Genomic DNA, 319 nt, shown 5'->3' on the forward strand with positions numbered 1-319 from the left:
GTATACCTATTCCCAGCAGATAATTTTGAGATAGCAATTAATAGTGCTTCCTGCCGGGGGAAAAGTGATGGTTCCATTGACCTACAAGCCAATAAGACGCTAAATTATCAAGGGACAATTACAGGAGCTTCCATAAACACCACCTTCAATTTCACGGAATCCTACACTATTCAGAACCTAGCCGCAGGAACCTATAGGATTTGCATTGAAGGAACAGAGGGAGGAAAGACCTATGAACCCTATTGTTTTGAAACCGTGATAAGCGAACCTCACCCCCTAACGGTGAACGCCAATCTAACCGCTGATGGAAAACAGGTAG

1 protein-coding gene is annotated in these 319 nt (G+C 43.9%); it reads left to right on the forward strand.

Translation table 11 applies throughout. The features are described from left to right. The coding region (locus tag F1E73_RS17785) for a hypothetical protein (protein ID WP_191089083.1) at window positions 1–319 on the forward strand (319 nt) is incomplete at both ends.

The sequence above is a fragment of the Arenibacter lacus genome, assembly GCF_008711145.1.
Classification (GTDB): Bacteria; Bacteroidota; Bacteroidia; order Flavobacteriales; family Flavobacteriaceae; genus Arenibacter; species Arenibacter amylolyticus.